The following is a 25865-nucleotide window of genomic DNA, read 5'->3' on the forward strand; positions in this document are numbered from 1 at the left end:
TTTAGAAATAATTTAAGGAGAATAATATAAAATTATAAAACAAACAATTATTTAAAACATAACCTAATATTTTCATATATTGTATTTAAGTACATTATAGAATATGATATATATAAATTGTAATATTCAAATATTATATAATTGGGTTAAGTAATCTCATATGGAGAGATTATAAATAAATTGGCAAGGGGAGTATTATATGAAACATTTTAGAAATTTAAAAATCGGTAAAAAATTAATTTTATGTTTTGCTGTTGTTATAGTTATGGCGTTTACTTTAGGATTAATTGCGGCTTCAAACATGGAGAGAATTAATAAGGATCTTGTAAAAATTTATGAAGTGGATATGAAAGAGACAATATATTTATATGATATAAAACAGAAACTATTGAACTTAAGAGCCGAATTTTTAAATGTTAGTAATCTGGAAAATGCAAGTAGTGTTTCTAGTAGTAAAGATAAAATAGATGGATTAATTAATGAGAGTAAAGAAATAATAAAAAAATATAAGAGTATTGATGGAAATAGTGAAGATGATTTTATATTTAGTCAATTTGAAACATTATTTAATGAGTACACAACATATTGTATTGAAACAATAAATTATATTTCAAAAGGCGATTATAATAGTAGTAGAAATACTGTAAACAAAGGGTCAGAAATTAGAGAAAACATGTTAGAAATACTTGATGAAAATATAGATCAGGCTTTGGTAAATGCTGAACAAAGTTATAAGACAAGCGATGTCACCTTTAAAAAAACTATTTTTCAAATGAATATTATAATTATTTTCATTATAATAGTATCTATATTATTAGCTATAATAGCATCAAGATTTGTATCTAACAAACTAAAGAATATTCTAAAATTATCTAAAGCTTTAGGACAGGGAGACTTAACATATACTATTCAATGTGATACAACAGATGAAATCGGACAGGCTATAAATTCATTAAATGATGCAATGAATAATGTAAAATCTCTAATAGGTAATATAAAGGAAAGTTCTGAGAATATAACTGTATCTAGTGAAGAATTAAATGCTATTACAGAAGAAATATCTTATAAAATGGAATCTATCAACGAGTCTACAAAGCAGATAGCTGCTGGTGGAGAGAATTTAAGTGCTACATCAGAGGAAGTTAATGCGGCATCAGAAGAAATAATTACAACTACCATGGAGCTTGCTAGAAAGGCTGAGGAGGGAAATAAAACCGCTGAGGATATTAAAAAACATGCACTAGAGGTAAAAAGCAGAGGTTTGAATGCTGTAGAAGAAGCCAAAAATATTTATAAGGAGAAACAAAAGAATATTATAGAAGCTATTGAGGATGCTAAGGTTGTAGATGAAATTAGAATAATGGCTGAAACCATAGGAAACATTACAGAGCAAACTAATTTATTAGCATTAAATGCTAGTATAGAAGCTGCTAGAGCAGGAGAGCATGGTAAAGGCTTTGCAGTGGTAGCAGATGAGGTTAGAAAATTAGCGGAGGAATCATCCACCGCTGTAAATAACATACAACAAGTTATTAATAGTATTCAAGGTGCCTTTAATAGACTATCTATTAATGCTCAAGATGTATTAAGATTTATTGATGATAATGTTAGTGGCAATAATGATTTATTAATTGAAACAGCTATTAATTATGAAAAAGATGCAGATTTATTAAGTGGTATGGCAAAAGAGGTTGCGGCAGCTGCAGAAATTATGTCTCAAACAACAGAACAGGTTGGGGGAGCAATTCAAACTATATCAGCCACAGCAGAGGAGAATTCAGCAAGTTCTGAGGAGATTTTAGTTAGTATGGAAGAGACAACTATAGCAGTGGAAGAAGTGGTTAGCTCTACAAAAAATCAGGCAGAATTAGCTGAAAAGTTAAATAGTATGATTGAAACCTTTAAAATTTAAAATTTAAATTTTAAGGCTCTGTTTTAATATAGTTTGATTAGCAATAATATGCAATTATAAATCAACAATAAATTAAAACAGAGCCATCATAATTTTCCATAAGAAAATTTAGGTATATAGCTTATTACTAATATTTAAACATTTCATTTTAAATCAAGGCTTTGTTTTAATATAGTGTTGATAATGAACTATATATTATTACTTGCAAACCGTTTCGAAAGCTTGATTTACTAAGGCTCTATTCAAGTAAAAAGTTAAAATACAACAACTCGATTCTCTCGAACAAGTTGTATTTCTTAACGCTTTTCACTTTCATATAGCCTAAGTAAATCTAATCTTCCTGCAAATGGTTTGCTTCGCAATAATATATAGTTCTAAAATCAACACTCGTTTAAAACAAAGCCTAAATCAAAAATAACATAAGTTAAGATGTCATATCTTTGATTTTCTGTAAACCTACAATTAATACTCCACCTAAAGCAAAATATATAAAGCTAAAACTCTCAAAATTCATAGGAGATTTAGGAATATCAAGAGTTGTAGGTCCCATAAAGATAGCATAAATTGAACCTAACATTAATCCAATTATAGTAAATATCAAGTTTTTATATTTATTATATACAACACTTTTTTCTTGTATTATTATTAACGGAATAGAGAAGACTATAAATCCTACAAATAAAGAGCTAATTTTATAAATTTCACGTTCGAAAATAACAGATAAAGCCAATATAGCTATAGAGAATCTAACTACCCATCCAATGCCTAATTTAATTAAAAATAAAATACCTTCTTTTCGCTCCTCTTTATTCTTTGCAGATGTTAAACTATTTAGGGAGTTTATCAACTCATCATAGAATCCCATAATAAAGGCTATAGTTCAACCAGATACGCCAGGAACACTGTCAGCCAGTGCTATTAAAAATCCTCTAAAGAAATTTAAAATATACATAAAAACACCTCATCTTATAAGTTTATGAGATTTAGTACATCATAGTATTTATCCCATAGCTAATATCCTCAATATCCCTATAACACTATATGAAAGCATTTTTAAGTAAACTTCACTTTAAGTTGAAAATAATCTAATTATATGTTCAAATTCAACAGAATAGTTAACAAAAAATTTGAATAAAGTATAAATTTTAATAAATTCTTCATACCTTATAAAAGTTTTAATCGTCTAATTATTATAAGGAGGATTTAGAATGAGCGCGCAAATTACTCCAAAGGATATTGATACACAAATAGAAAATTTAATTGATGAATGTGGTGATGATGTTTTAAGAGTATGCTATACCTATCTTCAAAATAAGGAGATGGCAGAGGATGCATTTCAAGAAACATTTATTAAGGTATATAAAAATATAGAAAACTTCAGAGGAACAGCTACAGAGAAAACCTGGGTAATTAGAATTGCAATTAACACCTGTAAGGATTTTTTGAAGACATCTTGGGTAAGAAGAATATTATTTTTTGGTGATACAATTAAGGAAGAAAGTTATACTATTGAAGAAGATATAATTAAGGGAATGAATAATGGATTTATAAATGAGATTATAAAAGCATTACCGCAAAAATATAAAGATATATTAATATTATATTATTATCATGGATATTCAATTAAAGAAATAGGAAATATATTAAAAATTAAGGAAGATACCATAAAAAATAGACTTTTTCGTGGAAGAAATATGATAAAAAATAGATTGGTAGAGGAGGAATGGTTTGATCATGGGAGCCGAGGATAATTACAGAGAACATAATAAAAATCAATTATCCCAAATAAAAGTAAATCATAACCTCAAAGAAGAAACCCTAAAAGCATGTAAGCTTGAGAAAAGAGAAATGAAAGACAAATATAAACATAAATTTAGAAAAGTGTGTATGGTTTCTATAATTATGTTTATTTGTGTTTTTATGACTGGTAAAGTAAATAATAAGGCAGATGTACAGCTCATTACTCCTTCAACGTATAGTACACAACAGCCATCTATTTCTAAAGAGAGAGGGAGTATGAGGGGAATAGAGAATAGAAGTATTACCTATGAAGATGATTGGGGAATGTTAGAAATTTTTTTAGATGCCCATTATAATCAAGATGAATTTTTAATGCAGCCTTTAACCATACAATACTATGGAGAAGATGAAGTTTTAATTAAGATATCTTCTAATGAAGGATTAATAGATGAAGAATTAAAAGAAACGATTATGATACAAGGGCAAAAAAAGATAACATCAAAGTTAATTAATTGGAAATATGAACAAAATAAAACTGTACCTAAAAAAATTACATTAACAATTCAGATATATAAAATTAATAAAAAAGAACCTGTGGGTTCACATAAAGTTTATCTTGAAGAGAAAGATGGAATGTTTTTATTAAAGTAATCAATATTACAGCATATTACACAAGGGGGATTAATTATGAAAAAAAAGATATTAGCACTAATTATTGTATTAGCATTTTCTATTACTATTGTAGGATGTAACGAAAAGAAAAATAATGATAGTGCAGCAAATAAAGAAAAAAGTTCAAAAGTTGAGGACAATGTAGTTGATGATAAGGGAGAGAGTGAGAAAGAGGAGAATACAGAGACTCCAAAAGAAATTAAATCAGAAGATAAGGAAGAAGATAAGCCAGTTGAAAAGCCTGAAATAAAGCCAAATACATCAACTTCTAAGCCTGAAACAAAATCTGAAACAAAACCCGAAACGAAGCCTGAAATAAAACCAGAAGAGAAGCCAGAAGAGAAACCAAGTATAAATTTATCAGCAGAAGAGGTTATAAATAAAATAACAGCAGGAATTGAAGGTCCAAATCAAATATCTATGGAAGGTGATTTTTTTGCAGATCAATATGGGATTGATACCGGAATATTAGAAAACTACAAGGTTATAGCACCGATGATGATTGTACATGCTAGTGAATGTGCTGTGTTTAAAGTAAATGATCCTAAAGATATAGATAAAGTTAAAGCTGGAATAAATAAAAGGCTTAAATATTTAGATGATGTTTGGAAACAATATCTAGCACAACAATATGAATTGGTTAAAAACAATAAAATAGTAGTTAAAGACAACTATGTATTGTTTGTTATAGATGAATCAGCAGACACAATAGTTAGCAACTTTAATAATCTATTTAAATAAGGAAATATAAAAGGGTATTTAGTAGATTGTGATATTAGAAGAGAATTTAAAAATTATCAATTGTTGTTAATCTTTCCTTATGATAAAATATATAGATATATGATTGGAATAAATAATTATAAATTTAATATGTAATTCAATTATAGAGTTATATTAATTAAAGTAGTATTATTACAATTTATATATTAATATATGATTTAATTTTAGGAGGAAGCATGAAAATTAAGAAAAGTTCAATTATTACTTTTGTTCTTATATTGTCTTTGATATTTAATGGCATTCAGTATTTGCAGGTTAAAGATTTACCACAAGTTAAGCAAGAATATGTGGATGATTTATTTAGAAGTAAGATAAAAACTGCTATGGATGGAATAAACTTTTTAGAAGTGGAAACCGTTGAGAATTGCATAAGAAATTTATCTTATAATTTCAATTCAATGTCAGAGTTTTATAATATGACATCTTATTATTTACATAATCCAAAACTAAAAGAGACTTTATGGTATATGAAAAATACCTTGACATTTCCACCATATGTATCTCCAGAAACAGGTCAAGTAGACCCAGCAGTTAAGGATAAAAAAGTAGAAGATTTAATAACTAAAGAGGATATAAAAACCTTTTATCCAGTATTAGAAAAGCTTTATAGAAATCCAAAGGATAAAGATGCTAGTAAAGAACTTGAGAGTATCATAGCACCTTTAAGCAAAAGATTGAGCAAAGAATTAGGGTATCCTGATGATTATGAGTTAAAAAAATAAACTTTGAAAATAGCACCACCACATAAGCTATAGGATTATGTGGTAGTGCTATTTTATTTGGATGATAATAAAATAAATTTTATATTTTATCTTCAGAATATTTTTTTTTAGAAAATATTTTTAAAAAACATTTTGAAGATAGATAATTTTTAACAATACTAGAGTTATAGTAAATGTAATTTACTATGGTATATAAAAATTGTACCAATAATAAAGAAGCAAATAAATCCATGATTACGTGTTGTTTTACAAATTGAGTAGATAAGATAATAAGCCATCCTAAAATATTAAATAGAATTTTATGACTAGGATTAATACTTTTAGATTTATTTAATCCCTTTATAATTGAAAAAGTGGCAGCTACATGAATACTAGGAAAACAGTTTAAAGGTTTATCACTGAGATACATATACTTAACCATAGTAGATAGAAAATCATTCTGCAGGATATTTGGTCTTGGAACTTCTGTTTGGAAAAATAGGTAAATGAATAAACATATAAAATTTGCTATAAGCAGAGTAGCTAAGGTAATATAATATTTATCTCTAGATTTATAACATAGAAAAAATAAACTAAATATAATATAAGGCATGTATAGCATATAAGGAATAATAAATACGCTAATAAATGGGATTAGGTCATCTAAATTAGTATAAACTGAATAAATTTTGGAATGAGGAGCGTTGTTTATTAAGAAATAAAGCAAACTGGTTACAACTAAAGAAAATATCCATAGATAAGGAGCTAATGTTTTAAAGTTACATTTATTTGTAAATGGTTTCATATAATCACCTTCGTACTTTAATAGTAAGCATATTACATATTATACAGGTAATACAATAATGAATAAATAGAAATTTATTATTTTGATGTAAATAATTATAGAAAAATATATATGGAAATAAAATCCTTAAAAGCTTATAATAATTCATATGTATATTATTATAATTGGAGGATTGAAAATGAGAAATAATACAAGAAAAACTATTATATCAGGACTCTTCTTGGCGCTGGGATTATTACTGCCTTATATCTTTCATATAACTGGAGTATCAGGGAAAATTTTCTTACCAATGCATATACCAGTGTTATTATGCGGGTTTATTCTTGGCCCCCAGTATGGCCTAATAATCGGAATTATAACTCCTATTCTCAGTTCAGTATTAACAGGGATGCCACCAATATATCCAGCAGCTATTTCTATGAGTTTAGAACTTGCAACTTATGGGCTTGTTAGTGGGTTTTTATATAAAAATAAAAAAATGTCCTCAATAATATCTTTAATAATAGCCATGTTATTAGGAAGAGGAGTTTCTGGTATAGCAAGCTATGTATTAAGCAGCTTAATAGGTGGAAAGTATACCTTAAACATATTTATCATGGGAGCCTTTGTAACAGCTATTTGGGGTATTATAATACAACTTATGTTTATTCCTTTAATTGTTAAGATATTAGAGAGAGGTATAAAAGAAGATATATCATATACAAAATAATGTATATGGTATATCTTTTCTATATTATAGGCTGTGTTTTAATAATATACAGTTCTAAAACAAACATCTATTTAAAAGCTATGTTATAAAATTGGGCTCATATACTTTTTATCATGGTTTTTGTGTGAAAGCTTTATTATAACATCTTCAAAAATTTTTAAGCCCTCTTCTATCTGTTTTTCATTAGTGGCTGCATAACTTAATCTTAAGGTATTATCACCACTATGTTTACCATGGACAAAAAACATTTTTCCAGGGACCACAATTACATCTCTTTTTAAACATTCTTCATAGAGTTCATTAGAAGATAAAGTTTTAGGCAAAGTAATCCAAAAGTTCAATCCACCCATAGGATCTACAAAATCTATCCCATATTTTTTAAATTGTAATAATTTTTCAAGCATACAGTCATATTTTTTCTTGTATATAGATTTCATATAGTTTATGTGGTTTTCCCAATTACCATTTCTAAAGTATAAATCTAAAGACCTCTGAATAAGACCAGAAGAAGATATATCAGTATTGTGTTTGGCTTGCAATATCTCTCCAGAAAGGACTTTAGGGCATGCTAAGAAACCAATTCTTAGACCAGGCATTAGAAGTTTTGAAAAACTTTTTATATATATAACATTTTTATTTTCTATATCTAAGGATTTTAATGTAGTATGATGTTTATTATTGTCGAAAGAAAGTCCTGATAATGAATCATCCTCGACTAGATATACATTGTATTTCTCAGATAAATCTAGCAATCCTTTCATTTTATCTATGGAATAACATAGAGTAGTGGGATTTTGATATTTAGTCATTACGTATATTAATTTAGGCTTGTAGGCCTGAATGTATTTTTCTAATAAAGCTAAGTTCATACCGTCTTGTTCCATAGGAATCCCTACAATTTTAGCTCCTCTAGATTTAAATACAGATACAGCCCCAGTATAGGTAGGATTTTCTGTTATAACATAGTCACTAGGATTAAGTAATGTCTTACCCACAATATCAATACCTTGTTGTGCACCTGAAACAATCTGAATATGTTCAGCGGTAATATTAGATTTGGTCAATGAATTTGTAAAGCTTGCTAGAGATTCTCGAAGGGGAGCATATCCATTGCTCTCCTGATAACCAAAGGCAAAGCCTTTATCTCTATCAAGAACTTCATTAAGTACATCTTTAAAAGGCTCTATAGGAAAGATAGAAGGATCAGGGGTAACACTTCCAAAATTAATACTATTTATAGATATTTCTAGCTGCCCTGAAGATAAGCTAGATGGAACAAGATTGTTTTCATAGTTATCATCTATTAGTGGCATTGAGGAAACATTGCTATCATCTTGAAAACCATTGATTATAGATAAATCACAGACATAATAACCGCTTCCTTTAACTCCTTTAACATATCCAAAGTTTTCCAATTCCTTATATGCATTTATAATAGTAACGGTATTTACACTTAATTTATTTGCTAAAATTCTGATAGGAGGAAGCTTATCTCCTTTAATCAAGATATGATTAATTATTAAATTTTTAAAAGAATCTACAATTTGTAAATATAGTGGAGTAGAAATTTCTCTATTTAATTGTATCGATATATTATTCATAAAAACAAATCCTTTCACAAATTTATAGGCAATAATATAGTTAGCAAAATTAAGATAATGTTTAATTGTATCGTTACAATTATTGTATATTAATAATTTTTTTTTGTAAAGATATATGCATTGGAATAATACTTACATGATGTAGAGATTTAATTACAACTTATGTATTGAAATTAAGTTAAGATTTATGAAGATTAAAAAAGAGTTTCCTAAAATATTTTTGGAAACTCTTTTTAATTATTTAGAACTATTTTAATATGTTCAATAAACTTTATTTCCCAGTAGTTTCATTATCAAATAATGATTCCAAGCAATCTTGTTGTGCTGCAATAGTTAAAAGTAAGCTACCTACTGCAACTATAATATTACCTAATATATTTAACTGAAGCACAGTTTTGTCTTTTGATAATGCTACAGCAATTATACTCGCAAGAATAGAAATTTGTTGAGGAGTTAGGTTTATACAATCATTCATACAATCATTCATATTATTCACCTCAGCACAGTGTTGGTTAAATTGATAAAGGGTGTTTCATATTTCATTATTTCCTTCTAGGTATTCGTTTTGATTAGCTATTACAAGTGCTTGAACTTGGGTAAGGTTTTACAATAATCCATAGGACACCTCTCTATAGTGAAGGAATAAGCATACAATAACGTGATTTATTGTCATAAGTATTAATTAAAATTACAACTTAAATGCTATAAAATTCAATGGTAGTCATATAAAAAAGTAAATTTATATACTGATCAGTTATTTTTAAATGTTTTATATATGTAGTATATGAGTATGTATTGAAAAATGATAATGGTGAACTAGATTTTATAAAATTTTATTCTGACTCTACACATTTAAAAGCTAAAGATAATGAGAGAAAGGTTGAAGATAAGCAGATAGAGTAATCAATAAAAGTTCATATTTCAGATTTGGCAAGTATGTTGAAAAAGATTGCTTAAATCACAGGAAACAGCTATTAAAAAACGGATTCTAGTTAAGAAAAAATCTATAAAGACTAGTATTATATATACTGAAAGTAGGTATATGATTAGAGATAATAAACCTAAATTTTTTACTTTGATCATAGAAATGTAGATAGTAACCATAATATAATAACAAATATAATTATAAAATCTAGAAATATAAATGATGTTGATTCTTGCATAAGTAGACTAGAAAGACAACTGGGAAAACTTGAATTTTATGCTAAACACGTAGTATTAGATTCTGGATATTTTACTAACTATATTTGTAAGTGTATTTTAGAGAGCGATATTATACTAGCCATAGTTTATAGATTAGAACTTCATGTTAAATGAAAATATACCAAAAATAAACATACTTATATAAAGGAGTTAGATGTATATTCTTGTCTCAATGATTGTTTTTTATATTATAAAATTGTAACCTGAGAAGGGAATAAAGAATATACAAGTTTAGAATAATGCTATAATTAGAATTATTTTTATAGAACTTTATATAAATACCTAAGTAAAATTATGTAATTAATGTTGATAAATTATATAAATTCATTTAATATCAAGATATAAACAAAATATTTTATAGAAAGGGGTCTTTTTTATGAAAAAATCTCTTAGTATTTTATGTCTATCACTATTGCTAACTTTTATATCTATCATGCAATTTCCACTAAATACAAAAGCTGTGGAGAGAAATTGTGATTTGTATGGACAATATCACCGTCCTAATTCTAATGGTTCGTTTGTTAAAGTTAGCGCTCGAAACTATCAAGGTAATGGCACTTTGTTCACATGTGGTTGTAGTGAACAAGTGATAGTTCTTGATCATAATATTTATTGCTACGTATCTGATTGTACAATGGATTCTGATCCAGGATACCCATATATACCTGGAACAATGTCATATTATGTGCCTTCAAGAATATATTCAGGAATGCCTTCAGATTGGCAAGGCCTCAAGTAAAATATTTAAAGAAATGTATCAAAATAAATTTTGATACATACTTATAAAAAGTAGATTTGAGAAATCCACTTTTTGTATAAGTACGCTCAAAATGGATGTAATCTTAAAGCAAAAGTGAGGTCCATAAAGCATATAGAAGTGGTAAGTGTAAAGCTTAAGACAAGGGTATCCAACTAGAGGTGAAATCTGAAAGAAGTAGATTTTTAAGACCTAATAGAATTTAATTAATTGTACATAAAATATCCTATAGAGTAGATATTTTTAGATTGTCTACTCTATAGGATATATTTTATTAAGTCATATATATCATGTTTTTATGAATAATTTAGGTTTAATAATATATTTAACTTTATCTTCTATTTAAAACTTGACTTTAAAGCCACAGTTCTATTAAATACAAGCTTTTCATCAGTAGTATATTTTTTATCTACACAGAAATAGCCATGCCTAATAAATTGATATTTACTTTCTATAGGTGCATCTTTTAGACAAGGTTCTACTATACAATTAGAAAGCTTTATTAGTGAATTGGGGTTTATTTTTTCACCCCAGCCTTTAGAGGAATCTTTTAATAATTCTTCATCTAACACTAAAGGATTATAAATATGAACTTCAGCAGGAATTCCATAAGAGGCAGATACCCAATGAATAGTTCCTTTAACTTTTCTTCCAGTAAAGCCAGAGCCACTTTTAGTTTCAGGGTCATAGGTGCAAAGAAGTTCTAGGATTTCTCCGGTAGTTTCATCTTTTATAATCTCATCACATTTGATAAAATAAGCACCTTTCAAACGAACTTCTTTACCAGGTGATAGCCTATGAAATCCTTTAATTGGTTCTTCCATGAAATCCTCTTTTTCAATATAAAGGGTTTTAGTAAAAGAGACTAATCTTTTTCCTAAGGATTCATTTTCGCTATTATTTTCAATTTCTAAAAATTCAACTTCATCATTATAATTGGTAATAGTCACTTTTAGAGGATTCAAAACTCCCATAACACAATTTACTTTAGTTTTTAAATCTTGGCGTAAGCTATTCTCAAGCATTGATATATCTACTGTACTATCATTCTTAGGAACTCCAATTTCAGATAAAAAGTGTTTTATGCTTTTAGGAGTAATACCTCTACGACGAAGCCCTTTTAAGGTAGGAAGTCTAGGATCATCTCATCCATCTACATAATTTCCCAAAACTAATTGTTTTAAATAACGTTTTGAAGTAACAACCCCTGTTAAATTTAATCGTCCAAATTCTCTTTGTTTTGGAGGCTCACTTATATCAACTTCATTTAAGAACCATTCGTAAAGAGGTCTGTGGTCTTTAAATTCTGAAGAACAAAGAGAATGAGTTACTCCTTCTATGGCATCTTGGAGAGGGTGAGCGAAGTCATACATAGGGTATATGCACCACTTATCTCCAGTCCTATAATGATGAGCAAATTGTATTCTGTAGATAACAGGATCTCTAAAGTTTATATTAGGAGAAGCCATATCAATCTTTGCTCTTAGCACTTTGGAGGCTGCCGGAAATTCACCGTTTTTCATTCTAATAAATAAATCTAAATTTTCTTCTATAGTTCTATCTCTATAGGGACTATTTTTACCAGGTTCAGTTAAAGTACCTCTATATCCTCTGATTTCATCAGGACTTAAATCACATACATATGCTTTTCCTTTTTTAATTAATTGAATGGCATACTCATAAATTTTATCTGAGTAGTCAGAACCATAATAAATTCTGTCTTCAGGGTCAAACCCCATCCATCTCATATCCTCAATAATAGACTTCACATATTCAATATCTTCTTTAAGTGGATTAGTATCATCAAAACGAAGATTAAATTTACCACCGTACTTAGTAGAAATACCATAACTTATATTAATGGCATAGGCACTTCCAATGTGAAGATATCCATTAGGTTCAGGTGGAAAACGAGTGCATATGCTTCTTGAGTACACCTTATTTATTATATCCTCATCTATAACTTTATGAATAAAATTTGAGATAATTATATCATCAGTAACATTATTATCTAAGTGACACATCTATAAATCCTCCTTTTATTAAGTGCAAGCACTTATCAATATAAAATCTAATATCCTAAATTTTATAATATTGATAATTTAGTTTAAGTATTTTACAATAGGAAAGATAAAAAATTACATAAAAAAACTCTCACCTCCAAGACTTAATTGCCTTGGGGACGAGAATTATTACATTCGTGGTGCCACCCCAGTTTATTAATATGTTACCATATTAACCTTATCAGGTACGGCAGCTTAATTTTAAAATTCATATAGTAGTACTGCGTATACCTTAGCTCTGTAACAGGAGCTCCTGTCATAGCCTCCCCTTTTGTAAACAAAAGATTTGGTATGAAGCTCAGAGGCTTGTTTCAATAAAATCTTCTTTGCCTATTTTCAGCTACTTAGGCTCTCTGTAAAAGAAAAATAATATTTACTCTCCTCATCATCGCTATAAAAATTGTTTTATTAATTTAGTATATTTTATAACATAAAAAATGTGATGTCAATATTGGAATATTCGTAAAATTTATATTTGATAGAAGCTGGAGCCATATGTAATAGTGTATTATTTATAAGGCTCTGTGTTAATATAGAATTGATAATGAACTATATAGCACTGATTACAAACTATTTTCAAAGGATAATTTGATAAAAGTTCTTATTTAAATAAAAAGTGAAATTACAACAACTATTTGAAATAGATCTGATCTTAAATAAAGATATTACAAATGATGATGAAGTAATTTAATACATATATGGTTTAAATAATCAAAAGTTTGAAATATTTTATAAATATATAATAAAATTGAACGATATATATATTAAATCAAGTGGATATAAAGGTTAACTATAATAATTCGCTGATTAAATGAAGAAACTTTAAAGTTTATAAAGGGAGAGAATAATTTTGCATGAAAATAATTTTATAATAATTAAATCTGAGGATAATATATTAACTGAGGGAGTGGTAAAAGAATTTACTAGAAATAATTTATCAATTACATATAGAAATAAAACTAAACTTCAGAAAGGAGAGAAAGTTAGAATTAATATTTTTGATAAGCTAAATGGATTATTCGTTTATGATGGAGAAATTAGAGAGATATTAGGTAAGGAAATAATATTGAGTAATATAAATTACATAAAGAATTTTCAAAGAAGGTCAGAAGTAAGATTGGATGTTAATGCTAACTTTCAGATTAACGCATTAAAAAAAGAAAATGAAGAAATTATAACCTTAGAAAAACCAATTTTAGTTAATGTTAAAAATATAAGCGCTAGTGGTATATTAATTAGATGTGATTTAGATATCCCAGAAAGTGTTTCTGTGATTATTGATATGAATATCAAAAATAAGATTATAAAAGCCCTTGCAAGTATTGCAAGAAAATATAAAGGAAAAGATGGATATTATTATGGATGTGAATTTAATGATTTAAGTGAAAGCGAAAAAGAACATATAAGAACAACTGTAGTTGCTGGACAAGCAAAGTTATTACAAAAAAAGAATTTTATAAATTAAAGTTCGAATCATTCAGAGGTTATCCGCAATCTTTAAAAACATTATGTGAAATAAATAATAACTGTGGATGTTTTCAGAATAGTAAGATATAATAGTTGTGTAAAATAGAATAAATGCTAGGGGTGCCGAAAGGCTGAGAGATACTTTATTGTATAAACCCTTTTACCTGATCTGGATAATACCAGCGTAGGAAAGCTTAAGTTATATTATGTTATAAAATTTAAGGTAGACATTATATGTAATTATATATTTATGTATTATAACATTAATCTAGAAGAGTTTAAAAGCTATATTCCAAGCTGGGATATAGCTTTATTTTTTTACAAAAAAAGGAACAGCCCCAGGGGTCGTTCCATTATATGGAATGCCCCCTGGGGTAGTGACAAAATATGGAGGGATAACATGAGAAATTATAAAATGCCTACATTGACTATTGCAGGTTCAGATTCTTCAGGAGGAGCAGGAATTCAGGCTGATTTAAAGACCTTTAGTGCTATAGGAACCTATGGAATGAGTGTAATAACTGCAATTACAGCACAGAATACTCATGGTGTATTTTTAGTTGAAGATATAAGTGAGGAGATGATAAAAAAACAGATGGAGGTGGTATTTGAGGATATAACTCCTAAGGGAGTAAAAATAGGAATGGTATCAAGCCCAGATATAATATTAGCTATAGTGGAGGGTCTAAAGAAATATAGACCAAAGTACTTAATTGTAGATCCAGTGATGATATCTAAAAGTGGATATTCTCTTTTAAAATCAGAAGCTAAAGAGAATTTAATTAAATATCTTATTCCTCTAGCATATATAGTAACACCTAACACTATGGAGGCGGAAGAGATAACAGGAATGTCCATCAAAACTGTTGAGGATATGAAGAAAGTAGGAGAAAAAATCCTAGAACTTGGACCAAAGTATGTACTTATGAAGGGTGGACATCTAGATGGGGATGCAGTGGATATACTTTTAGGAAAAGATTTATTTAAGATTTTCAAAGAAAAAAGGTTAGATAGGAAAAATACCCATGGCACAGGATGTACCATATCCTCAGCTATAACCTCTTATCTAGCTTTAGGATACCCTATTGAAAAAGCTGTGGAATTAAGTAAAAGATACATAACAGAAGCTATAAGACAAAGCTTTGATATAGGCGGAGGAGTAGGACCAGTAAATCATTTTTATGAATTTAAATAAATTACGAAGTAATTTATTTAGTGAATTGCGCCCAAGGTACAGAGAATTGGCTTTGCCAGTGAATTGCAACCTATGGTTGCAGTGAAGTGCGCCTTTAGCGCAGATGGTTGACTGCGTCAGAGAGAAAGCTTTTGCCTAAGCAAAAACTTCTTTCCGAAGTTAGTGAGTAACTCTCTGCCAACAATGTGAGTAATTCGCTGTGAGCAAGGCGAACACTTCTCTGCGATCATAGGTCGCAATTCACTTAATAAAATGCTTCACACTTTATTAAAAGGAGGATATATTATGTATAAATTAATCAGCAAAGTGAAAGAGGCAAATCCATTAGTGCTTCATTATACAAATGAGGTTACTATAAATGACTGTGCTAATATGACCTTAGCAGTAGGAGCAAGTCCGCTAATGAGCTATTCTCATGAAGAGGTAGAAGAGATTGTAAGCATTGCAAGTGCTGTAGTTATAAACATTGGAACTATGAACTCCTCACATTTAGAGTTATTCCTTAAGGCTGGAAAAGCTGCTAATAAATATAATAAACCTGTTATTTTAGATCCAGTTGGTGTATTTGCTACTAAAACTAGAACTGAGTTTACCAATAGATTATTGAATGAAGTGAAGTTTGATGTGGTTAAAGGAAATGTAGCAGAAATTAAGCATATAGGAGGCTTTGATGTTAATGGACAAGGGGTAGATTCTTTTGATGATGGTGAGGACATTGATGAGATAATTAAAAAAATATCTAAGAAATTGGGCTGTATAATTGTTGCTACAGGAAAAGTAGATGCTATTACTGATGGTCAAGAGATAATAAAAATTAATAATGGCAATGCAAAACTTAAAGGAATAACCGGAACAGGATGTATGACAGCAAGTCTTATAGGCAGTTATTTAGGATGTACAGATAATAAATTAGAGGCAGCAACAATGGGTGTACTTACTATGTCTTTAAGTGGAGAGATAGCGGATTATAACAATTTACCTATAGCTAGTTTTAAGGAGTCACTATTCAATACCGTATACACTTTAGATGAAGAGAAATTAGAGAATTATGGGAAGGTGGTTAGACAATGAAGTTTACAGATTACTTGTTTGAAGAAGTAAAAGAAATATGGCTGGCATATTTAGAGCATCCCTTTATAAAAGAAATAGCAGCTGGAACTCTTCCAAAGGAGAAGTTTAAAGCCTATCTTATACAGGACTATTTATATCTTAAGGAATATGCAAAGTTATTTTGTATTGGAGTGGTAAAGTCGTCTACTATGGAGGATATGAAATTCTTCTACAATTCTACAAAAGGAACCATGGAAGATGAAACTGAGGTGCACATAAAATATTTAGAAGGCTTCGGAATCACTCCTAAAGAGGCTGAAGGATATGAAATGAACTTAACAAACATAAGCTATACAAGCTATATGAAGGGAATAGCATTAACTGGAGATTTAAGGGCATTAGTATCAACTATACTCCCTTGTACTTGGAGTTATTATTATATAGGACAACACCTGCTAGATACTACTGAAGGAGCTTTAGAAAATAACTTTTATAAGGAATGGATAAAGAGTTATGGAGAAGAAGGATTTAAGATATTTTGTGATCAGTGGATAGAATATACAAATAATTTGTGTAAAGATTTAGATGAAGAGGAAAAGAAAAAACTAAGAGATATATTTATAAATTCTAGTATTTATGAAATGAAATTTTGGGATATGGCTTATGAAGAGAATTCTATAAATGAATAGGTATAGAAGGGTATAAGAGTGAGTTTTATGTTAGGTATAACATCAATAGTAGCAATAGGAATACTTTTGATATACATAATAGATTTAAAAAAACAGAACTTTACTATCAAAACAGTGGTTACCATAGCTATGTTTTCAGCTATATCTTTAGTTTTAGGTATGATTCAAATTATAAAATACCCTCAAGGAGGAGGAATTAGCCTATTTTCTATGTTACCTACTATGATGCTATCACTACTATATGGAAGAAGAGTTGGTGTTACAGGGGGAGTAATATTTGGACTACTGAAAATGCTTTATGATCCCTTTGTAGTTCATCCAATTCAATTCATTCTAGATTATGTATTATCGAATATGGCTTTAGGATTAGCAGGTGTCTTTGGAAGGGAAAAGAAAGTAAATATTATATTAGGAGCATTATTAGCCACAGCATTAAGCGTTTTTGCTAGTGTAATTTCAGGAGTGATTTTCTTTGGAGCCTATGCACCAGAGGGAATGAACCTATGGCTATACTCAACTATATATAATTTTACAAGCGGTGGAGTTGAAGGAATAATGACTACCATTTTAATAGGATTTTTACCAATGAAAAGATTGTGTAATTTTGCATATAGTAATGGAGAGGTGAGTAATTATGATAGATAAATTAAAGCTTTACTTAGTAACAGATTCAGATATATTAAAAGATAGAGATTTTTATGAAGCTATAGAGGCGGCATTAAAGGGTGGAGTTACTATGGTACAGCTTAGAGAAAAAGAGTGCTTAGGAAAGGAATTCTTAGAAAAAGCCTTAAAGTTAAGAGAGATTACTAGAAGATATAATGCAGCCTTTATTATAAATGATAGAGTGGATATAGCTCTATTGTGTGAAGCAGATGGAGTTCATGTTGGACAAGATGATATTCCAGCAGCACAGGTTAGAAAACTAATTGGAGATAATATGTTACTTGGAGTTTCTGCAAGAAATTTAGAAGAAGCTCTAGAAGCAAAAAAGGCGGGAGCAGATTATCTTGGTGTGGGAGCTATGTTTACTACTAGTACAAAATTAGATGCAGAGTATGTAACCTTAGATACATTAAAAGAAATTCAAAGCAAGGCTCAGCTACCTACAGTATTAATTGGAGGACTAACTCTTGGAAATATAGATATCTTCAAGGAGTGCAACATAGATGGATATGCCATAGTATCGGCAATCTTAGGGTCTGAGAATATATATAAAGAAAGTAAGAAATGGATTGAAAAAATAGGAGTATTGAGGATGAATTAAAATATTATATCGGCAAATCCTACTTAATATAATGTAGAAATTTAATTACAGTTTATATATAAACTAAAATCACATTTAATGTGATATAATCATATTCTAAGGATAAATAGTATTAGGAGATTAGTTTTAATGAGTTGTTTAGGAAATATTATTTGGTTTATATTTGGAGGATTTTTTAATGCACTTGGATGGTGTTTGGTAGGTATACTTTGGTGTATAACTATAATAGGAACACCAATAGGATTACAGTGTTTTAAAATGGCAGGACTTCAGCTTGCTCCTTTTGGTAAAGAGATTGTTACAAGAGATGATGGGGGAATGAATATTGTACTCAATATCTTATGGTTAATTTTTGGAGGATTAGAGCTAGCTCTAGCAAATCTAATTAGTGCCGCAGTATTATGTGTAACAATTATAGGAATTCCTTTTGCTGTGCAGAATATAAAACTGGCAAAGTTAGCACTTATGCCCTTTGGAAAAGAAGTTCGATAAAAAAGAAGCACTTAGCTTCTTTTTTTATACCTACTTAGAATCTTTATTATTGTTATTATAATCTTCACATATTTTTTCAAAATTAGGTATCAGTAGGCAGCCAATGCTAAAGGCGTGAGCATTGAAGGTAGTCCTTCTTATTCTATCTTCAATTTCATCTATTCCTCTAGCTCTAATAAATATAATAAACACATCTTTTCTATCTGTAGTTCTTACATTAATAGAACCTCTGTCATTAAGATAATAGAGATTTGCTATTATCTCACATTTCATGTCACAAGAAATTTTATACTCTTGTCTTTGTATGCTTTCATAATCACATATAACAAATAAATGTTTATATAGTTCAAAGAGTATTTGAATACGAATTAACTCATTTTCAAAGGGAAGAATAAATGCCATCTATCGCTGATTTAACCACTGATCAAAGGAAAGTTTAGACCAATTACCAATTGGTGTTGGTGGATATCCAGGGTTTAAAGGGATTTCATTTATTAATGGAGCTACTGGAGAAATAGGTCGAGGTACTGGGAGGGGAGGGTCTATGTGAGTTAATCCACCTATGGCAGGTTCGGCTGTACTCCATGCAACTATGTCACCCTTTCTGTCTAAGAGATTAGTACCTCTAAGTAATCCTATCCAAATTTCAGTCTTAACTGACCAAATATAATTATTAAAGATATATGCGACCCATTTTAATGAAGCATCAAAAACATTTTCACGATCTACAAGCCATCCAACAAATTTAGCATTTTTATCAAATAGTGGTTCAACTAATAGTTCCATTTTCTTTATCTCCTTTGAATTAGGTTTGGGTTTTAATAGATTATTTTTCAGTTTTAGCAGAATGTTTCTCATTTTCATTAGACTGGTCTTCCTTTCTAATAGGTATTAATAATTGTCCAAAGGTATTTGAAAGAAGAAATTTTTCTACATCCACAATATTAGCTTCTACCTCTTCAATGCCTCGACCTAAAATATAGGCGGAAACAGTGTTATCTTTCTCAATATTAAAAAAGATCCATCTCAGATAAAATAAAAAATATAATGCTGCTATTATCTCTATTCTACAATCGTCAGGAACTATATAATCAATTTTTATGCATACTTCATAACCATAACAAAAAAAATCATTATATAACTGAAGTAATATAGCAAATCGAAGAGCTTTACGCCTTTCAATAATTACTAAATTCATGTGTAATCAACTCAATTTAGTGTTTGTATATACTATGATTTTCAAGGGAGAAATATGCTTTTTAGAAGAAGGTAATATTTATATGCGTATAGATTTCAAAACATAATAGCTGTAAAAGTTTTACTTTAAATTGTTAGTTGTAATGAATTATTTAAAAGGAAATTTTGTAAAAAAAGGATTATTTTAATTTGCATATAATTACTATCAATGAGAGTAATGAAAATTTCACTTATATTACTATTTGGAAGTAAGATAATGAAGAAATTTTTAGCAGTTATTAACGTAAAAAATAGATTTACTAATATAAGTCTTAAAAAGATATTAAATTTAATTGGAATGAGATTAAGAAGAGTTACACCTAGTAGAATAGTATTACCATTAATAAAATCTACAAAGGCAGGGATAAATTTAAATGTAAATCAATTAGCATCTCACTATTAGTAGGATGAAATGTATTAGATGCAGTAAAAATGAGTGTAAATCCTAAGGTTATTGAAACTAATAATGTATCAGCTGTAGCAAAGAATAGTATAGCTCAAACAGTATTAAATATATGAGAAAGATTTAGATAAGCTATTAGTAAAAGGGGGAAAAAAGCATAAGTTTTGTAGATACAAAGGAAATAATTTCAATGCAAAGGGAGGATGGATCTATATAGTTAAGTTCAAGGATATAGAAAAGGAGGCGTTGATTACTCAAGAAAATTATGAGGATATAAAGAGGGTATTTTTAATAAATTAATATTTAAGGCGGTGATCTTATGGATAATATATTTGAAAATATTATATCTCTTAAAGTTTATAACGGTATATTTTTAATAATAGGGGTGTTCATATTAATAACACTAGTGGTAAAGTTATTTAAAAATACCTTTATAATTCATACTACTAGCGATAGTGGATGGAAAAATTTTTTCTTATTCACATCGGGTATAATATCTGTATTTACTAGTGGGAATATGCTACTCATTATACTATATAACAGCATGGATATAGAAGCATTAAAAGTTATAGGATTTGGAAGCAATGTGGATGTGGATTATAGAAATATGCTTATTCAGCATTTAAGAGATAATTTCTCATCCATGATTAAGTTATTAATTATAGCGGTTTTAACCTATATTATATATGTGATAATAATGAAGAATATAGAAAAGGAATTAGAGGAAATGAGGAAAAAGGTAGTTCATAAGACACTGAAGAAGCAATAGAATCTATTTGTATAAAAAATTAAAGTTTTGTAGCATTGAATCAAATATACATAAAAGGAACGTATTTTAGATAGGATTTATTTGGGTAGTTAACAGAAAAAAGCAACCTTAATAATTTATACAATAGTTGCAATATATGGTAAAATAATAACGTGAAAATAAATAGACTTGCAGGGTTTGTTTATTATATGAAATTATAAATTGTAAGTGTTTAAAAAGAGAGGTAAAGATGATAAAAAAATTAGATTTAAGAAATAAGGATACATTAAATCAAATAGTACAGTTACAATTGATCTCCTATAGGGTTGAAGCAGACATCATTGGATATGATGAAATTCCGCCCTTAAAAGATACTATTGAGACATTAAGTAAATATGAGGAAACCTTCTATGGTTATTACATGGAAGAAACTTTAGCAGGGCTTATTGCTTATAAAATAGAAGGTGATACTTTAGATATTTGTAGAATGGCTATAAATCCACATTTTTTTAGAAGAGGTATTGCGCAAGAATTAATTAAATTTGTTGAAGAACTAAATAATGACGTAAGAAAAATTATGGTGAGTACTGGAAAGAAAAATAACCCGGCTGTAAGATTATATTTAAAGTTAGAATTCCAAAAGGTCAAGGATATTAGTATTTCTAAAGATCTATGTATAACAATGTTTGAAAAATATTTGAGAGGTGATTTTAAAGTGAATAGATGTGATTGGTGTAGAGATGATGAACAATATATAAAATATCATGATGAGGAGTGGGGAGTACCCGTATATGATGATAGAGTGCATTTTGAATTCTTAGTATTAGAATCAGCACAATCAGGTTTAAGTTGGATAACTATACTTAGAAAAAGAGAAAATTATAGGCTCATTTATGACAATTTTGATCCTGAAAAAATAGCTCAATATGATGAAGAAAAAGTTGAAGAGATGATTTTAAATTCAGGGATTGTAAGGAATAGAAAGAAAATTGAAGCATCTATAAATAATGCTAAGGTATTTCTTCAAATACAAAAGGAGTTTGGAAGCTATGATAAATACATATGGAGCTTTGTAGATAATAAGCCTGTAGTCAATGGCTATAGTAATATTTCCGAGGTTCCTGCTACCACAGAGCTGTCAGATAAAATAGCTAAGGATTTCAAAAAAAGAGGATTTAAATTTCTAGGCTCCACAACCATATATGCTTATCTTCAAGCAGTAGGAATTGTAGATGATCATTTAGATTACTGCTTTAAAAAGAATATATCAAATTAGAGATGATAGAAATAGAATTAAGAGAGAAGTTCGATAAAAGTGGGAATAGAAACACGTAAATATAGCTATGAAAGTTAGTATTTTAATGGAGGATCTTACTTTGAAGGAAATCATTGAATATATCGAGAGAAATAATACAAACAAAAGATTAATAAATTAATAGAGATATATGATAAAGAAAGAGATGAATACAATTTAGAAGAACTAATAGTAAATAAAGACACAGTTGTTTTATTGGAGGGTGTATTTTTACAGAAGAAGGAGATTGCACCTTTTTTAGATTATATTATATTTTTAGATGTACCAAGAGAAGAAAGATTAAAAAGAGTAGTAGAGAGAGACACATATATAGGGGTAAAAGAAGAGATAGAAAACAAATATAGAACACGATATTTTCCAGCAGAGGATAAATATATAAGGGAATATAATCCAAAAGATAGAGCACATTTGGTATATGTAAATTATTAGAGGGAATGATGAGGAGATATTTATGAGTACGATAAATAATAAAGAGATAATACTAAATCAATATAAAGATGATAATAATTTAAATTCAAGAATGGCGCTTCACAGCTTTAATGAAAATAAAGTAGATTGGCACCAGTGGAGTTTTAATAAGATGGATTTTAAGGAAGGGGACAACATTCTTGAATTAGGTTGTGGTAATGGGATGCTTTGGAAGAAGAATAGTGAAAAAATAAATAATAACTGCACAATAACTCTTACAGATATATCAGAGGGTATGCTTAAAAGTGCTAAGGATATGCTTAAGGAGGTTAGGCATGACTTTAATTTTAAAGTTATTGATATTCAGAATATAGATTATCCAGATAATAGTTTTGATGTGATAATAGCAAGACACATGTTATATCATGTTCCAGATTTAGATAAAGCACTTTTAGAGATAAAGAGGGTGCTAAAGCCAAAAGGTACTTTTTATGCCACAACCAATGGGATTGATGCTATGAAGGAGCTAGGGGAATTAGTGAGAAATTTTGATGAAATCATAGATTACTCACCTGAAAAACATGTGAAGAGATTCGGGTTAGAGAATGGAAAACCTCTATTAGAGAAATATTTTAATTTTATAACTATAGATGAACTAAAAGGAAATATTTCAGTACCAAATATAGAACCTATTATAAGCTATGTGCTTTCAACTCCATACAATGCTAAGGAAGTGCTAGTTGGAGATAAACTAAATGAATTCAGAAAATATCTAGAAAAAGAGCTCAATAAAAAAGGTAAGATAAACATAACTACAAGTGCAGGTATATTTAGTGTGAAGAAATAAAATCATTATTTACTTAGAAATGGAGGAGATTTCATGGAATATAAGATAGGCAAAGATGTGCCAACTTTAGAGGAAGCTAGATTATTATTAGAGGAAGGTAGCAAACTTAATCCTGGCCCTTGGATTGAGCATTGTATAAATGTAGGGAGAGCAGCAGAGCTTATTGCTGAGCAGTGTGAAGGGCTAGATCCGGAGATTGCCTTAGTGCTGGGAATGTTACATGATATTGGAGTTAGATATGGTGTTACTTATATGAAGCATACCCTTTTAGGATATAACTTTGCTATGGAGAAGGGACATCCATTATTAGCAAGGATTTGTTTGACTCATTCTTTTAACATAAATGATATAAGATGTTCCTTTGGAAGATGGGATAAATGTAGTGAGGAAGAATATAGTTTTGTTAAAGATTATATATCAAATATAGAATATGATGATTATGATAGATTAATACAGCTATGTGATGCACTAGCCTTACCAGAAGGATATTGTTTAATGGAAAAAAGAATGGTGGATGTAGCACTTAGACATGGAATACATGAATTTATAATACCAAAATGGAAGGCCGTTTTTGAAACTAAGGAGTATTTTGAAAAGAAGATGGGAAAATCAATATATAGTGTATTGCCAGGAGTTATAGAGAATACCTTTGAAATGTAATATCATCGATTTAATATAGTAACTAAATTAGCGTGTGCTTGGGTAGAAAAGCATTTAGGACATTAAGTTTAAATACTTTGAGGAGGCTTATTATATGTTCAAGCTTAAGACATTAAGATTAGGAATAGTTCCTTTAGATTCAAAGAATTTAAACATGTGTATAAAGGATTATAAAGAATTTGAACATGCTATAGGGGCAGTAGATACAAAAATTGTTCTTAGTGAAAGAGAAAAGAAGGTTTACAACATAAGACTTAATGACGTCAAGAATAATCCTGATAAGTACATGTGGTATACTGTTTGGATGATAATTTTAAGAGAAAATAATCATATAATCGGCAATATTATGTTAAAGGGTGAACCGAATGAAAATGGTGAAGTAATAATAGGATATGCTATTAAAAGGATATATAGATGTAATGGATATATGACAGAAGCACTTGAATCTATGATTCAATGGTGTTTTCAAAATAATAGGGTAAAAAGTGTAGTTGCTGATACTTTAAAGGAGAATACATCATCACAGAAGGTGTTAGAGAAGATAGGTATGAAGAGATATAAAGAAGATATAGAATGCTATTGGTATAAAATTAGTAAAGGTATATGAATATAAAATTTTATTTAAATTTAGAAAGGGATAAATTTTAGTGAGGGATTAGAGATAAAATTATTTTCTCATTAAAGATAAGGGATAGTATGAATATAAAATGAAATTCATTATATATTTGCGTTAAAGATATGAAGAGAGCAGTAAATTTTTATGAGAAATTACTTGAACAACCAGTAGATATAGCGGATGAAATTTTTAGCATTTTTGATATTAAGGGATTTAGATTCTGCTTATTTAATAATAGTAAAGTGAATGAAGAGGTAGTGTGGGGAGATAATTGTTTACCAAGCTTTGAAGTTGATAATATAAATATATTAATTGAAAAACTAAATAAAATAGAAGCTGAAATAGTATTTCCATTGACTGAAATCAAGAACAATTGGGTTCTAGAATTTAAGGATAGTGAAGGAAATGATATTGAAGTTTATTGTAAAATTTAAGAAAGAATATATGGAGAATTTTCAAATATAACTATATAAAAACATAACAATAAAACAATATATAAATATATAAATATATAGTATTCATGCGCTTT

26 protein-coding genes, 3 pseudogenes, 1 riboswitch and 1 other annotated feature are annotated in these 25865 nt (G+C 28.8%); of the genes and pseudogenes, 21 read left to right on the top strand and 8 right to left on the bottom strand.

From position 1 onward, the window contains the following. Positions 1–199 precede the first annotated feature (199 nt). Positions 200–1912: a methyl-accepting chemotaxis protein gene (locus ACI48Q_RS02225; protein WP_474917411.1), complete on the top strand. Its 1713-nt coding sequence runs from the start codon at positions 200–202 to the stop codon at positions 1910–1912. Between the two features lie 424 nt (positions 1913–2336). Here the strand turns inward: ACI48Q_RS02225 and ACI48Q_RS02230 are convergent. After that, a pseudogene (locus ACI48Q_RS02230) lies at positions 2337–2864 on the bottom strand (undecaprenyl phosphate translocase family protein). 256 nt (positions 2865–3120) lie between these two features. Here ACI48Q_RS02230 and ACI48Q_RS02235 point away from each other — a divergent pair. The 4 genes from ACI48Q_RS02235 to ACI48Q_RS02250 all read left to right on the top strand — a co-directional run bounded on the left by ACI48Q_RS02235 (position 3121) and on the right by ACI48Q_RS02250 (position 5826). Further along, on the top strand, positions 3121–3663 hold the full coding sequence (locus ACI48Q_RS02235) for a sigma-70 family RNA polymerase sigma factor (RefSeq protein WP_474917412.1): 543 nt from the start codon (positions 3121–3123) through the stop codon (positions 3661–3663). Continuing rightward, the gene (locus ACI48Q_RS02240) at positions 3647–4303 is read left to right on the top strand and encodes a hypothetical protein (RefSeq protein WP_474917413.1); all 657 of its coding nucleotides are present in this window, start codon (positions 3647–3649) and stop codon (positions 4301–4303) included. The genes ACI48Q_RS02235 and ACI48Q_RS02240 overlap by 17 nt, the downstream gene beginning before the upstream one ends. A 36-nt stretch (positions 4304–4339) precedes the next feature. Beyond that, a complete protein-coding gene (locus ACI48Q_RS02245; protein WP_474917414.1) occupies positions 4340–5065 on the top strand; it encodes a DUF4358 domain-containing protein in 726 nt (241 codons plus the stop codon). A 215-nt stretch (positions 5066–5280) separates the two neighbouring features. After that, a complete protein-coding gene (locus ACI48Q_RS02250; protein ID WP_474917415.1) occupies positions 5281–5826 on the top strand; it encodes a hypothetical protein in 546 nt (181 codons plus the stop codon). 79 nt (positions 5827–5905) lie between these two features. On the opposite strand, the gene ACI48Q_RS02255 is transcribed toward ACI48Q_RS02250, so the two are convergent. After that, a complete protein-coding gene (locus ACI48Q_RS02255) occupies positions 5906–6610 on the bottom strand; it encodes a phosphatase PAP2 family protein (protein ID WP_474917416.1) in 705 nt (234 codons plus the stop codon). A 178-nt stretch (positions 6611–6788) separates the two neighbouring features. Here ACI48Q_RS02255 and ACI48Q_RS02260 point away from each other — a divergent pair, with 178 nt between their 5' ends. Further along, on the top strand, positions 6789–7319 hold the full coding sequence (locus tag ACI48Q_RS02260; protein WP_474917417.1) for an ECF transporter S component: 531 nt from the start codon (positions 6789–6791) through the stop codon (positions 7317–7319). An 83-nt stretch (positions 7320–7402) separates the two neighbouring features. Here ACI48Q_RS02260 and pdxR read toward each other — a convergent pair whose 3' ends face one another. The 3 genes and pseudogenes from pdxR to ACI48Q_RS02275 form a co-directional block, all read right to left on the bottom strand. Continuing rightward, a complete protein-coding gene (pdxR, locus tag ACI48Q_RS02265) occupies positions 7403–8920 on the bottom strand; it encodes a MocR-like pyridoxine biosynthesis transcription factor PdxR (protein ID WP_474917418.1) in 1518 nt (505 codons plus the stop codon). 271 nt (positions 8921–9191) lie between these two features. Next, entirely contained in the window at positions 9192–9407 is a 216-nt protein-coding gene (locus ACI48Q_RS02270) for a hypothetical protein (RefSeq protein WP_474917419.1), read from the bottom strand. A gap of 1811 nt (positions 9408–11218) precedes the next feature. After that, positions 11219–12904: pseudogene (locus tag ACI48Q_RS02275) on the bottom strand (glutamine--tRNA ligase/YqeY domain fusion protein). 151 nt (positions 12905–13055) lie between these two features. Further along, positions 13056–13341, bottom strand: a binding site (T-box leader). Positions 13342–13793: 452 nt separating this feature from the next. Here ACI48Q_RS02275 and ACI48Q_RS02280 point away from each other — a divergent pair. From ACI48Q_RS02280 to ACI48Q_RS02310, 7 genes are all read left to right on the top strand, one after another. Beyond that, complete coding sequence (locus tag ACI48Q_RS02280; protein ID WP_474917420.1) at positions 13794–14408, top strand: PilZ domain-containing protein; 615 nt, start codon at positions 13794–13796, stop codon at positions 14406–14408. A gap of 108 nt (positions 14409–14516) precedes the next feature. Next, positions 14517–14618, top strand: a riboswitch (TPP riboswitch). A gap of 192 nt (positions 14619–14810) precedes the next feature. Further along, positions 14811–15605, top strand: a complete 795-nt coding sequence (thiD, locus tag ACI48Q_RS02285; RefSeq protein WP_474917421.1) for a bifunctional hydroxymethylpyrimidine kinase/phosphomethylpyrimidine kinase — start codon at positions 14811–14813, stop codon at positions 15603–15605. A gap of 285 nt (positions 15606–15890) precedes the next feature. After that, complete coding sequence (thiM, locus tag ACI48Q_RS02290; RefSeq protein ID WP_474917422.1) at positions 15891–16676, top strand: hydroxyethylthiazole kinase; 786 nt, start codon at positions 15891–15893, stop codon at positions 16674–16676. Further along, positions 16673–17344, top strand: coding sequence for a thiaminase II (tenA, locus tag ACI48Q_RS02295; protein WP_474917423.1), 672 nt, complete (start codon positions 16673–16675; stop codon positions 17342–17344). Before thiM ends, tenA begins: the two co-directional genes overlap by 4 nt. 27 nt (positions 17345–17371) lie before the next feature. Continuing rightward, positions 17372–17989, top strand: coding sequence for an energy-coupled thiamine transporter ThiT (gene thiT, locus ACI48Q_RS02300; RefSeq protein WP_474918323.1), 618 nt, complete (start codon positions 17372–17374; stop codon positions 17987–17989). Beyond that, the gene (gene thiE / locus ACI48Q_RS02305) at positions 17979–18611 is read left to right on the top strand and encodes a thiamine phosphate synthase (RefSeq protein WP_474917424.1); all 633 of its coding nucleotides are present in this window, start codon (positions 17979–17981) and stop codon (positions 18609–18611) included. Before thiT ends, thiE begins: the two co-directional genes overlap by 11 nt. A 129-nt stretch (positions 18612–18740) precedes the next feature. Continuing rightward, the gene (locus ACI48Q_RS02310; RefSeq protein ID WP_474917425.1) at positions 18741–19103 is read left to right on the top strand and encodes a YccF domain-containing protein; all 363 of its coding nucleotides are present in this window, start codon (positions 18741–18743) and stop codon (positions 19101–19103) included. Positions 19104–19133: 30 nt separating this feature from the next. On the opposite strand, the gene ACI48Q_RS02315 is transcribed toward ACI48Q_RS02310, so the two are convergent. Genes ACI48Q_RS02315 through ACI48Q_RS02325 form a run of 3 tightly spaced genes read right to left on the bottom strand, consistent with a single transcriptional unit; the run spans position 19134 to position 20301 of the window. Continuing rightward, positions 19134–19505 (bottom strand): hypothetical protein, encoded by a 372-nt coding sequence (locus tag ACI48Q_RS02315; protein ID WP_474917426.1) that lies wholly within the window; start codon positions 19503–19505, stop codon positions 19134–19136. After that, positions 19506–19889 (bottom strand): 4-fold beta flower protein, encoded by a 384-nt coding sequence (locus ACI48Q_RS02320; protein WP_474917427.1) that lies wholly within the window; start codon positions 19887–19889, stop codon positions 19506–19508. A 40-nt stretch (positions 19890–19929) separates the two neighbouring features. Next, positions 19930–20301 carry a hypothetical protein gene (locus ACI48Q_RS02325; protein WP_474917428.1) on the bottom strand — a complete coding sequence of 124 codons (372 nt, stop codon included), beginning with the start codon at positions 20299–20301 and terminating at the stop codon, positions 19930–19932. A gap of 255 nt (positions 20302–20556) precedes the next feature. On the opposite strand from ACI48Q_RS02325, the pseudogene ACI48Q_RS02330 reads away from it, so the two are divergent. The 8 genes and pseudogenes from ACI48Q_RS02330 to ACI48Q_RS02365 form a co-directional block, all read left to right on the top strand. After that, a pseudogene (locus ACI48Q_RS02330) lies at positions 20557–20834 on the top strand (flotillin-like FloA family protein); the annotation flags it as partial. 227 nt (positions 20835–21061) lie between these two features. After that, a complete protein-coding gene (locus ACI48Q_RS02335) occupies positions 21062–21511 on the top strand; it encodes a hypothetical protein (protein WP_474917429.1) in 450 nt (149 codons plus the stop codon). Positions 21512–21740: 229 nt separating this feature from the next. Beyond that, positions 21741–22766, top strand: coding sequence for a GNAT family N-acetyltransferase (locus tag ACI48Q_RS02340; protein WP_474917430.1), 1026 nt, complete (start codon positions 21741–21743; stop codon positions 22764–22766). Between the two features lie 234 nt (positions 22767–23000). Next, positions 23001–23234: a hypothetical protein gene (locus ACI48Q_RS02345; protein ID WP_474917431.1), complete on the top strand. Its 234-nt coding sequence runs from the start codon at positions 23001–23003 to the stop codon at positions 23232–23234. A 22-nt stretch (positions 23235–23256) separates the two neighbouring features. Then, a complete protein-coding gene (locus ACI48Q_RS02350; RefSeq protein WP_474917432.1) occupies positions 23257–24060 on the top strand; it encodes a class I SAM-dependent methyltransferase in 804 nt (267 codons plus the stop codon). Positions 24061–24093: 33 nt separating this feature from the next. Next, positions 24094–24720, top strand: a complete 627-nt coding sequence (locus ACI48Q_RS02355; protein WP_474917433.1) for an HD domain-containing protein — start codon at positions 24094–24096, stop codon at positions 24718–24720. Between the two features lie 94 nt (positions 24721–24814). Then, positions 24815–25327: a GNAT family N-acetyltransferase gene (locus ACI48Q_RS02360; protein ID WP_474917434.1), complete on the top strand. Its 513-nt coding sequence runs from the start codon at positions 24815–24817 to the stop codon at positions 25325–25327. A 131-nt stretch (positions 25328–25458) separates the two neighbouring features. Further along, positions 25459–25770, top strand: coding sequence for a VOC family protein (locus ACI48Q_RS02365; protein WP_474917435.1), 312 nt, complete (start codon positions 25459–25461; stop codon positions 25768–25770). Positions 25771–25865 lie beyond the last annotated feature (95 nt).

Source organism: Clostridium sp. LXY-7, assembly GCF_056172015.1.

Bases quoted from the DNA above. Each gene is read 5' to 3' on its own strand.
- ACI48Q_RS02225 (WP_474917411.1), top strand. From the start codon at position 200: ATGAAACATTTTAGAAATTTAAAAATCGGTAAAAAATTAATTTTATGT.
- tenA (WP_474917423.1), top strand. From the start codon at position 16,673: ATGAAGTTTACAGATTACTTGTTTGAAGAAGTAAAAGAAATATGGCTG.
- ACI48Q_RS02365 (WP_474917435.1), top strand. From the start codon at position 25,459: ATGAAGAGAGCAGTAAATTTTTATGAGAAATTACTTGAACAACCAGTA.
- ACI48Q_RS02235 (WP_474917412.1), top strand. From the start codon at position 3,121: ATGAGCGCGCAAATTACTCCAAAGGATATTGATACACAAATAGAAAAT.
- ACI48Q_RS02240 (WP_474917413.1), top strand. From the start codon at position 3,647: ATGGGAGCCGAGGATAATTACAGAGAACATAATAAAAATCAATTATCC.
- ACI48Q_RS02310 (WP_474917425.1), top strand. From the start codon at position 18,741: ATGAGTTGTTTAGGAAATATTATTTGGTTTATATTTGGAGGATTTTTT.
- ACI48Q_RS02320 (WP_474917427.1), bottom strand. From the start codon at position 19,889: ATGGAACTATTAGTTGAACCACTATTTGATAAAAATGCTAAATTTGTT.
- ACI48Q_RS02325 (WP_474917428.1), bottom strand. From the start codon at position 20,301: ATGAATTTAGTAATTATTGAAAGGCGTAAAGCTCTTCGATTTGCTATA.
- ACI48Q_RS02355 (WP_474917433.1), top strand. From the start codon at position 24,094: ATGGAATATAAGATAGGCAAAGATGTGCCAACTTTAGAGGAAGCTAGA.
- ACI48Q_RS02245 (WP_474917414.1), top strand. From the start codon at position 4,340: ATGAAAAAAAAGATATTAGCACTAATTATTGTATTAGCATTTTCTATT.
- ACI48Q_RS02260 (WP_474917417.1), top strand. From the start codon at position 6,789: ATGAGAAATAATACAAGAAAAACTATTATATCAGGACTCTTCTTGGCG.
- ACI48Q_RS02270 (WP_474917419.1), bottom strand. From the start codon at position 9,407: ATGAATGATTGTATGAATGATTGTATAAACCTAACTCCTCAACAAATT.
- ACI48Q_RS02340 (WP_474917430.1), top strand. From the start codon at position 21,741: ATGATAAAAAAATTAGATTTAAGAAATAAGGATACATTAAATCAAATA.
- ACI48Q_RS02315 (WP_474917426.1), bottom strand. From the start codon at position 19,505: ATGGCATTTATTCTTCCCTTTGAAAATGAGTTAATTCGTATTCAAATA.
- thiM (WP_474917422.1), top strand. From the start codon at position 15,891: ATGTATAAATTAATCAGCAAAGTGAAAGAGGCAAATCCATTAGTGCTT.
- thiT (WP_474918323.1), top strand. From the start codon at position 17,372: ATGTTAGGTATAACATCAATAGTAGCAATAGGAATACTTTTGATATAC.
- ACI48Q_RS02350 (WP_474917432.1), top strand. From the start codon at position 23,257: ATGAGTACGATAAATAATAAAGAGATAATACTAAATCAATATAAAGAT.
- ACI48Q_RS02360 (WP_474917434.1), top strand. From the start codon at position 24,815: ATGTTCAAGCTTAAGACATTAAGATTAGGAATAGTTCCTTTAGATTCA.
- ACI48Q_RS02250 (WP_474917415.1), top strand. From the start codon at position 5,281: ATGAAAATTAAGAAAAGTTCAATTATTACTTTTGTTCTTATATTGTCT.
- ACI48Q_RS02255 (WP_474917416.1), bottom strand. From the start codon at position 6,610: ATGAAACCATTTACAAATAAATGTAACTTTAAAACATTAGCTCCTTAT.
- thiE (WP_474917424.1), top strand. From the start codon at position 17,979: ATGATAGATAAATTAAAGCTTTACTTAGTAACAGATTCAGATATATTA.
- thiD (WP_474917421.1), top strand. From the start codon at position 14,811: ATGAGAAATTATAAAATGCCTACATTGACTATTGCAGGTTCAGATTCT.
- pdxR (WP_474917418.1), bottom strand. From the start codon at position 8,920: ATGAATAATATATCGATACAATTAAATAGAGAAATTTCTACTCCACTA.
- ACI48Q_RS02335 (WP_474917429.1), top strand. From the start codon at position 21,062: ATGGATAATATATTTGAAAATATTATATCTCTTAAAGTTTATAACGGT.